Raw genomic sequence first — 9312 nt, 5'->3', positions numbered from 1 at the left:
GGCGACGAGCCGGGAGCGCAGCTCGTCGAGCCCTCCCCCGAACGTCTTCTTCCGATGGGCGACGACGGCGACCACACCGGCCGGGGGCGCGGCGGGGGCGGTGGCCGGGCGCTCGGCCGTGCTCGTGTTCATGGTTCCGCTGTACCCGGAGCGCGCGCGTCCCACGCCTGCGCCCGGCGCGACGCGCCCGAAACCGATTCGCGGCGTACTGTGCCCGGACGGCCACGTTCGGTACAGTGCGGACGATGATCCGCGCCGCCGGGCGCGGATCCGGAGGGTGTGCGATGACGCGACGGATCGGGTGGGTGGCGTACTACACGCTGCGCCTCGGTTTGCTGCTCGGCGGCGTGGCAGCCGTCTGGGGCGCGCACGAGGTGGCGGCCGGCTCGGCCGCCCACGCCGCCGACCGTCCGCCGCTCACGGCCACCGTGGAGACTCTGACCCACACACTCGGCGCGGTTCTCGGCCTGCCCGCGTCCGGGGCCGTCGGTGTCGAGTCCACACCCGCCGCCGCGCCGGCATCCGGCACGACAGCTCCCGCCGCCGACGCCACCGCGCCGAGCGCTGACGCGCCCGGCACGCCCACGTCCGGCACGGCCACGCCCGGAAAGGCCGTGGCGACGCCCCCGGAGGCGGCCCCGGCCGCCACGACGCCGGTCACCGGCCGCGTCGTCGAGGCGGTGGTGACGCCGGTCCGCGACCACGTGCTGACCCCGGTCACCGAGGGCCTGCGCCCGGCCACCTACCCGGTACGCGATCACCTGCTCACGCCCGTCGCGGAGGCCCTGCGCCCGCTCACCGGCCCGGTCACGGAGGGCGTGCTCGAACCGGTCGCGGACGTGCTGTCCCCGGTCGTGGAGCCGCTGAGCCCGATTCTCGGTCCGGTCTGGCGGGGCCTGGAACCGGTGGTCGCGCCGCTGGACCCGGTGCTCGACCCGCTCAGCCCGGTGACCGATCTGCTCGACCCACCGGCGGCGTCGCAGCCGGACCCGGCCGACCCCGCTGACCCGACCGACCCCGGTGACCCGACAGCCCCCGCCGACCCGGCTGATCCGGCTGGTCCGGCTGATCCGGCCGGCACCGCTGATCCGGCCGTGAAGGCCCGCCCGGCTGCGCCGGCCCGCGTGGGCGACAGCGTTACGGTCGCCGCCGGCCCGGTGGCGCGTGCCTTCGCCGTCGAACCCCGGGGCGCCGCCGCGCGCAGCGCGACACAGGCTGTCCGCACGGCGGCCGACTTCGCCCCGACCCCCGTCGCGCCGCAGCCGTACGACGGCGCCAGCCATGCCGGCGGCGCGGTGCACAGCGAGGCGGCCGACGCGGACGCGTGCCGCTGGGGGCTGCCGACGCTCGCCCACCAGTACGGGCGCCCGTCGCACGAACGCCTGCCGGCCTCCCGCACGTCACGGCCCGGCACCAGACCCGCCTGAGCGGACTTCACAGGACCACATGCGATCCGGAGCACGGGCGTGTCCCGCCCGACTGCCGCGCCTGCGCGGCGGCGCCGTCGTCCGGCGCCCGCACCAGACCCGATCACGCCTGTGAAACAGGAGTTCGTTCATGAGCACAGCCCTGCCCGTCGCCCGCGCCCGGTGGTGCGACATCGGCCGCATCGCCGATCTCGTCGCCGAGGCCCTGATGCCCACCGCCCTGGCGGCCTGGCTCGTCCCCGACGCGCCGCGCCGTTTGCCGGTCCTCGCCGCCGTGGCGCGGATCTGGACCGAACACGCGCTGCTGTTCGGCGACGCGTTCCTGCTGCCCGACGGCAGCGCCGCCACCGTGTGGTTCCACCGCTACCGGCCGATCCCGACGCCCCACCGGTACGCCGATCGTCTCGCCGCCGCCGCCGGCCCGGACGAGGAGCGGTTCCGCCGCCTCGGTGACGCGCTCGCCGCCCGGCGTCCGGTCGAGCCGCACAACAACCTGGCGCTGCTGGCCGCTCCCCGGGGCGGTGCGGCGGAGGCGCTCGCCGGGGCGCAGCGCCGGATGGACACCCTCAGCCTGCCCACCTACGCGCACCCGTGCGCCGGGGAGCAGGAGGAGTTGCTGCGGCGGCTCGGCTACACCGCACGGGAGGCCTTCGCGGCCCCGGACGGCACCGAGCTGCGGGCGCTGTGGCGGTCGACGCCGTTCCGTGCGGGCGGCAACGACCGCTGGCCGGTGCGTCACCGCGGCTTCGGCCGCCCGGACCGCGACGGCCGGGCCGCCGACCGGGCGGCGCGCTGACCGGTTGACCGGGCCGGGGCGGCCACCCGGCCGCCCCGGCTCCCGCCCGCCGCCTTCACGGGGACGTCGCTGTGCTCGGCCTCGGCGAGCCGGAGGTTGATCCGTTGCCCCGACGTCGTCGGCCGGTGCGGGCGCCCTACCTCGGTTAGCCTGCGAGCCGGGCACGACTTCGCCGAGTGACCGGAGGTAACGGTGCGAGGAACGGGAGAGACCCCGGGGCCGGCCGGCGCCACGACCGCGAGCCCGAAGCGCAAGCGGCGGCGCCTGCCGGTCGTCCTCGCGGTCTGCGTGCTGCTGGCCGGGTGCGGCCTGGTCGCGGGCGGCTACTACTTCGACAGCGTGCCCACGCCCAGCGACCTGAAGCTGCCCGAGTCGACAACCGTCTTCTACGCCGACGGGCGCACGCCGATGGCGAAGCTGGGCGCGCAGAACCGCACCATCGTGCCGTACGACCAGATGAACGACTCGGCCAAGCAGGCGATCGTGGCGGCCGAGGACCGGACCTTCTGGACCAACCGCGGCATCGACTTCAAGGGCGTGCTGCGCGCCGCCTGGGCCAACGTGAGCGGCGGGCAGCGGCAGGGCGCGTCCACGCTCACCCAGCAGTACGCGCGCATCGCCGCCGACCTGCGCGGGGTCACCTACTCCCGCAAGCTGCGCGAGGCGGTGATCGCGTGGAAGCTCGACGACGCGTACACCAAGGAGGAGATCCTCGGCTTCTACCTGAACACCGTGCCGTTCGGCCGGGGAGCGTACGGGATCGAGGCGGCCGCGCAGACGTACTTCGGCAAGACGGTCCGCCGGGACGCCCCACCCGAGCGGCAGCTCACCCAGGCCGAGGCGATGGTGCTCTGCGCCATGGTGAAGCAGCCGGAGGCGGATCCGGCCGACCCCGAGGGCACGCCCGGCTACGACCCGCGCCGCAACGCGCTGGCCAAGCAGAACTCGATCGACAGGTGGAACTACATCCGCGACGGCATGGTCAAGCTCGGCTACCTGACGTCGCAGCAGGCGGCGGACCTCGCGTACCCGGACACGGTCCGGCCGATCGACAAGGACGCGGGCCGGTCCGACCTGGACCGGCCGACCGGCCTGGTGGTCAACCACGTGCTGGCCGAGCTGCGCGGGACCGAGCCGTTCCGCGGCAAGCCGGACGAGGTGATCCGGGACGGCGGCTACCGCATCGTCACCACCATCGACAAGCGCGTGCAGGACGCGGCCGAGGCGGCGGCGGACATCCGCCGCGACACCGCCCCGCGAGCGGTGCGCGGGCAGCCGCGGAACTGGCAGGCGGCGCTGGTGGCGGTGGAGCCGGGCACCGGCCGGGTGCTCGGCTACTACGGCGGCGACAAGGGCTCGGGCGCGGACTACGCGGGCTGGTACTCCGACGAGGACGGCCAGGCCCGCGGCTTCGGCCAGCATCCGCCGGGGTCGTCGTTCAAGGTGTACGACCTGGCCGCCGCCGTGCGCGACGGGATCTCGGTGAAGGAGCGGTTCGACTCGCCGGACACCAAGGAGTTCCCCGCCTCGGGGCGCACCAAGGGCAGCGCGGCCGGGCCGATCCGCAACGCCGAGCGGGCGCCCTGCCAGCCGGACTGCGCGCTCTGGGAGGCCACCGTCGCCTCGCTCAACGTCACCTACTTCGAGCTGACCGAGCGGCTCGGCACGGACAAGGTGATCGAGATGGCCCGGCAGGCGGGCGTGGAGTCGATGTGGGAGACGGTCCGGGGCAACCCCCGGCCGCAGCGCGTCGACCTGCGCAGCGACCCCGCCGACGAGGTGGCGAAGCGGTTCTCCACCGAGGTCGGCATCGGGCAGTACGGCATCACCGTGCAGGACCACGCGAACGGGATGGCCACGTTCGCGGCCGGCGGCAAGCGCGCCGACGCCCACTTCGTCCGGTCGGTGAGCAAGGACGACGAGGAGGTGTGGACCGAGCAGCTGCGCACCACCGACCTCGGGCTGGACCGGGAGGCCGTCGACCAGCTGGACTGGACGCTGCGCCGGGTCCGGGCGGCCAAGCTGGACAACGGCTGGGACTCCGCCGGCAAGACCGGCACCTGGCAGGCCGGGAAGAGCACCACGCAGAACGTGCACACCTGGATGGTGGGCTGGACCGGCGCGCTGGCCTCGGCCGTGTGGCTGGGCACCACCGACGGCAAGCCGCTGCGGACCAGCGACGGCAGCTACGACGTGTACGGCTCGACCGGTGCCGCGCCGATCTGGCGGCAGTTCATGACAAAGGCCACCGAGGCGATGAAGCTCGACCCGGGCAAGTACCGCTTCGGTGAGCCGAAGTTTCCCGGCGACACCCCGGAGACCGCGTCGGCGCCGCCGCCGTCGACCGCCGCGCCCACACCGTCGGACTCCCCGAGCCCGAGCCCGACCCCGTCGAGCCCCAGCCCGAGCCCGGAGCCGACCGGGCGGCCGACGTCGCGGCCCACGCTGACGCCCACGCTGCCACCGCCGCCCACGATCACGCCGACGCGGACCCGCGGCCCGCGCTGACGCACCCGGCCGCGCGGTGGCGGCCCGCGTGCGGCGGCGTCCTCGCGTCTATGTGCGCCATTCGCGCACATAGGCAACGTCCGCAATTTGCACGGGCCCCCATCCACTGTCGGCAATGTTCGCCCTGATCAGGGCCTATTGAAGATCATGGTTGCCTGGGACGACGCGCGCGGCGACACGCCCGACTGCCAGCCGTTGCCCAGGTCACCCATTGCTCACGGCTCGCGCGGCGTGTGATTGTGCACCAGCGAACCGCCGACCCCCGGCGAATCGCGACGGTCGATCTGTCGACCCGGAGCCACGCCGGCAGCTCCGGTGACCGGCCGTCACCCTGCCTCGCACCACCGCGCCGCCCGTCCCCACCGGGCTCGTGCGGCGCGCCTGTAGAACAGGAGCAAACCTCCGTGAAACTCTCACCTCGCCTCGCCGCGCTCACCGGCGCGGCGGCGGCCGGCGTCATCGCCGCCGGCACCGCCGCGGCCGTGCAGGCCGCGCCACCCGGGCCCGCCGCCCCCAACCCGGCCCAGGCCCGAGCGGCCGCCGCCGACTCGACCCGCGCGCTGGTCGCGAACCGCCCCGCCTACCTCCAGGCCGGTTCCGACGACGCGTTCGTCCAGAAGCCGGTCATCTCCTCCGAGGGCACCCAGTACGTGCCGTACGAGCGCACCTACAAGGGCCTGCCCGTGGTCGGCGGCGACTTCGTGCTGGCCACCGACTCCGCCGGCAACCTCAAGTACGCCTCGGTCGCCCAGCAGCGGCCGATCGGCGCCCTCGCCACCACGCCCGCGCTGACCCAGGCCGCCGCCGCGGCCACGGCGCGCGCCCAGCTCAAGACCGTCAGCGCCGTCGAGGGCACCACGCTCGTCGTCTACACGCTCGGCGCCGCACCGGCGCTGGCCTGGGAGACCACGGTACGCGGCACCAGCGCGGACGGCCCGAGCCGGCTCACCGTCGACGTCGACGCCCGTACCGGCGCGGTCCTGCGCAAGCAGGAGCACGTGGTACGCGGCACCGGCACCGGCGCCTGGAACGGGCCCAGCCCGCTCACGCTCAACACCACCCAGTCGGGCTCCACGTACACCATGAAGGACCCGACCGTCACGAACCTGAGCTGCCAGGACGCGGCGAACAACACCACGTTCAGCGGCTCCGACGACGTGTGGGGCAACGGCACCGCCACGAACAAGGAAACCGGCTGCGTGGACGCGCTGTTCTCCGCGCAGACCGAGCACAAGATGCTCGCCCAGTGGCTGGGCCGCAACGGCGCCAACGGCAACGGCGGCTACTGGCCGATCCGGGTGGGCCTCAACGACCAGAACGCCTACTACGACGGCAGCCAGGTGCAGATCGGCAAGAACACCGCCGGTCAGTGGATCGGCTCGCTGGACGTGGTGGCGCACGAGATCGGCCACGGCATCGACGACAACACCCCCGGCGGCATCTCCGGCGGCGGCACGCAGGAGTTCGTCGCGGACACGTTCGGCGCGGCCACCGAGTGGTTCGCCAACGAGCCGTCCAGCTACGACGCGCCGGACTTCCTGGTCGGCGAGAAGATCAACCTGGTCGGCTCCGGCCCGATCCGCAACATGTACAACCCGTCGGCGCTCGGCGACCCGAACTGCTACTCGAGCAGCATCCCGTCGACCGAGGTGCACGCCGCGGCCGGGCCCGGCAACCACTGGTTCTACCTGCTGGCCAACGGCAGCAGCCCGACCAACGGGCAGCCGTCCAGCTCGACCTGCAACAGCAGCAGCGTGAGCGGACTGGGCATCCAGAAGGCCATCAAGATCATGTACAACGCCATGCTGCTGAAGACGTCGTCCTCGTCCTACCTGAAGTACCGCGTCTGGACGTTGCAGGCGGCGAAGAACCTCTACCCGAGCAGCTGCACCGAGTTCAACGCGGTCAAGGCGGCCTGGGCGGCGGTCAGCGTGCCGGCCCAGTCGGGTGAGCCGACCTGCGCCGGCGGCACCCCGACGCCTACGCCGACCGCCACCACCACCCCGCCGTCGGGCGGCTGCTCCGGCAACAAGCTCGCCAACCCCGGCTTCGAGTCGGGCAACGTGAGCTGGACCGCCTCGTCCGGCGTCATCACCACCGACAGCGGCCAGGCCGCGCACGGCGGCTCGTACAAGGCGTGGCTGGACGGGTACGGCTCGTCGCACACCGACACGCTCAGTCAGTCGGTGACGATCCCGGCCGGATGCCGCGCGACGTTCAGCTTCTGGCTGCACATCGACAGCGCGGAGACGACCACCGGCACCGCGTACGACAAGCTCACCGTCAAGGCCGGCAGCACCACGCTGGCCACCTACTCCAACCTGAACAAGGCCACCGGCTACGTGCAGCGGTCCTTCGACATCTCGTCACTCGCAGGCACCACGGCGACCATCTCGTTCAGCGGCGTGGAGGACAGCTCACTGCAGACGTCCTTCGTCGTCGACGACACCGCGGTCACCCTGAGCTGACCGTGGCGTAGCGCGGCCGGTCGTCGTCCTCCCGGCGGCCGGCCGCCTCGTCGTGCCGGGCGGTGCCGCGTCGCGCGTGGCCGCCGCCGCGTGCCGGGGCGGCGCCGCGTCGTGCCGGGCCGTGTGCGGTCGGGTCAGGCCGGACGCCCGGCCTGGGACGCCGTGCCGCGGTCGCGGTGGATCCGCGCGGCCGCCTCGTGCATCGCGCGACCGAACAGCTCGGCCTGGTCACCCATGCTGCCGAGCCGGGCGGCGAGCGCGTCGGCGTCGGCCCGCGCCGACGCGCTGACCCGGGCGTCCAGCTCGGACAGCGCGGCGTTGGCGGCGGCGGTGACATGTCCGCAGAGGACGTCGAGGGGCTCGCCGGCCAAGTCCGGGTCGATCGTCACGGAATCCAGCCGGCCACCCTGAACGGCGACCGCGCGGACCCGGCCGTCGGCTGCGGTGCCCTCGGCGCGCAGCAGGTCGCCCGGCTCGCCGTCGGCGTGCTCCGAGGCCCGGGAGCGCATCGCGGTGAGCGCCTGCTGCGTGCGGGTCAGCAGTTCGTCGATGCTCGCGGCCGCCGAGAACGGATCGTTGGTCATTTCCGCGCTTTCTTCACGTCTGAGCCGATCATCGTGACCCTAGCAACCGGCTCCGACGAATCGCGGTCAGCGGCCGTCACGGGTGGCGTCCGGCGCCGCGAGCAGGCCGGACACCGGCGGCGCGGCGTGTCGCGGGCGGCCGGGCGCCCCGGCCGGGGGAACCGGCCGGGCGTCCGGACCAGATCAGCGCAGACGCAGCCGCTGACCGGGGAAGATCAGGCCGGGGTCGTCGCCGACCACTGCCCGATTGCGCTCGTGCAGGGCACGCCAGCCACCGTCGACCCGCTGCGCCACGGCGATCTCCGACAGCGTGTCCCCGCGCCGGACCACGTACGTCCCGGCCGACGGCTGCGGCGCTGACGTCGTCGCGGCCCGTTCCGGCGCGGCCTTGTGCGTGGCGGCCCGCTTCGGGGCGGACTTCTTCGAGGTGGCCTTCTTCGGGGCCGCCCGCTCGGACCGGGTCGCCGCAGCGTTCGCCGAGCCGCCCTTCTTGCCGCAGACCGGCCACGCGCCGATGCCCTGGCCGCGCAACACCTTCTCCGCGACGGCGATCTGCTCGGACCGGCTGGCCAGGTCGGCGCGGGCGGCGTACTTCTGGCCGCCGTAGCCGTTCCAGGTGGCGCGGGAGAACTGGAGCCCGCCGTAGTAGCCGTTGCCGGTGTTGATCTTCCAGTTGCCGCCGGACTCGCAGCGCGCGACCGCGTCCCAGTTGACGCCCGCGCTGGCCGGTGCGGCCGGGCCGAACAGGCTCGCGGCGCCGACGGCGGCGCCGGCCAGGACCGCTCCGAGAGCGGTACGGCGGCTTCGGGCCGAGTATGCAGTTGCCATGTGGATTCCTCCACGCCGACGAGGTGAGCTGTCGGGTTCGGGCCGAGGAGCCCGGCCGCCGGTGGCGGCTTCACCCCGAGGTGACGATGCACCGTGGAACGTGTGGTTCCCCCGCTCCCGCACGAGGTTCGGTTACCGGGGCCGGCGGCGGGATTTGGCGTTTCCGGCCCGCGGTGCCCGCGAATGCGAACGAAACCGACGCTAAGGACGGTTTGCGGCGATCGTCCACTTCTTGTGACGGTGTTCACCCGGCCGGGCTACCACCTGTGGAGCTACCGTGGCAGGGCCGAGCAAGATCACGGGAGGGGCGGGACGGATGACCGATCACGGACACGAGCTGACCTTCGGCGGCTTCATCACGCCCGCCGCCGGGCAACCCGACCAGGTGGTGGCGCTGGCCACGCTCTGCGAACAGGTCGGGCTGGACCTGGTCACGTTCCAGGACCACCCGTACCAGCCGGGGTTCCTGGACACCTGGACGCTGATGTCCTACGTGGCCGCCGTCACCGAGCGCATCCGCCTGGCCGGCAACGTGCTCAACCTGCCGCTGCGCCAGCCGGTGGTGCTGGCCCGCAGCGTGGCCAGCCTGGACCTGCTCACCGGCGGCCGGGTCGAGATGGGACTCGGCGCGGGTGCGTTCTGGGACGCGATCGAGGCGACGGGCGGGCGGCGCCTGTCCCCCGGCGCGGCGGTCGAGGCCC

Annotated in this window: 7 protein-coding genes and 1 riboswitch; of the genes, 5 read left to right on the top strand and 2 right to left on the bottom strand. The window is 73.9% G+C overall.

What is annotated here, in order from left to right; translation table 11 throughout:
* Positions 1 to 284: 284 nt before the first annotated feature.
* The 4 genes from KBX39_RS13775 to KBX39_RS13760 all read left to right on the top strand — a co-directional run bounded on the left by KBX39_RS13775 (position 285) and on the right by KBX39_RS13760 (position 7199).
* Entirely contained in the window at positions 285 to 1427 is a 1143-nt protein-coding gene (locus KBX39_RS13775) for a hypothetical protein (RefSeq protein ID WP_247660180.1), read from the top strand.
* Between the two features lie 130 nt (positions 1428 to 1557).
* A complete protein-coding gene (locus KBX39_RS13770; RefSeq protein WP_064445849.1) occupies positions 1558 to 2223 on the top strand; it encodes a hypothetical protein in 666 nt (221 codons plus the stop codon).
* A 192-nt stretch (positions 2224 to 2415) separates the two neighbouring features.
* Positions 2416 to 4731 (top strand): transglycosylase domain-containing protein, encoded by a 2316-nt coding sequence (locus KBX39_RS13765; RefSeq protein ID WP_210870888.1) that lies wholly within the window; start codon positions 2416 to 2418, stop codon positions 4729 to 4731.
* Between the two features lie 404 nt (positions 4732 to 5135).
* Entirely contained in the window at positions 5136 to 7199 is a 2064-nt protein-coding gene (locus KBX39_RS13760; protein WP_043323799.1) for a M4 family metallopeptidase, read from the top strand.
* 134 nt (positions 7200 to 7333) lie between these two features.
* Here KBX39_RS13760 and KBX39_RS13755 read toward each other — a convergent pair whose 3' ends face one another.
* The gene (locus tag KBX39_RS13755; RefSeq protein ID WP_043323797.1) at positions 7334 to 7783 is read right to left on the bottom strand and encodes a YbaB/EbfC family nucleoid-associated protein; all 450 of its coding nucleotides are present in this window, start codon (positions 7781 to 7783) and stop codon (positions 7334 to 7336) included.
* Positions 7784 to 7966: 183 nt separating this feature from the next.
* Positions 7967 to 8611 (bottom strand): transglycosylase family protein, encoded by a 645-nt coding sequence (locus KBX39_RS13750; RefSeq protein WP_210870886.1) that lies wholly within the window; start codon positions 8609 to 8611, stop codon positions 7967 to 7969.
* A riboswitch (cyclic di-AMP (ydaO/yuaA leader) is annotated at positions 8610 to 8755 on the bottom strand. Its footprint overlaps the gene before it by 2 nt.
* A gap of 172 nt (positions 8756 to 8927) precedes the next feature.
* Between KBX39_RS13750 and KBX39_RS13745 the strand changes: the two genes are divergently transcribed.
* Positions 8928 to 9312 (top strand): LLM class flavin-dependent oxidoreductase (locus tag KBX39_RS13745; protein ID WP_210870883.1); only part of this gene is annotated, 385 nt, incomplete at its 3' end.

Source organism: Micromonospora sp. D75 (assembly GCF_018070405.1).
In the GTDB taxonomy this organism is placed as follows: Bacteria; Actinomycetota; Actinomycetes; order Mycobacteriales; family Micromonosporaceae; genus Micromonospora; species Micromonospora chalcea.
The sequence above is the reverse complement of the archived record's forward strand: the minus strand, read 5'-3'. Positions and strand labels throughout refer to the sequence as shown.

Bases quoted from the DNA above. Each gene is read 5' to 3' on its own strand.
- KBX39_RS13755 (WP_043323797.1), bottom strand. From the start codon at position 7,783: ATGACCAACGATCCGTTCTCGGCGGCCGCGAGCATCGACGAACTGCTG.
- KBX39_RS13775 (WP_247660180.1), top strand. From the start codon at position 285: ATGACGCGACGGATCGGGTGGGTGGCGTACTACACGCTGCGCCTCGGT.
- KBX39_RS13750 (WP_210870886.1), bottom strand. From the start codon at position 8,611: ATGGCAACTGCATACTCGGCCCGAAGCCGCCGTACCGCTCTCGGAGCG.
- KBX39_RS13770 (WP_064445849.1), top strand. From the start codon at position 1,558: ATGAGCACAGCCCTGCCCGTCGCCCGCGCCCGGTGGTGCGACATCGGC.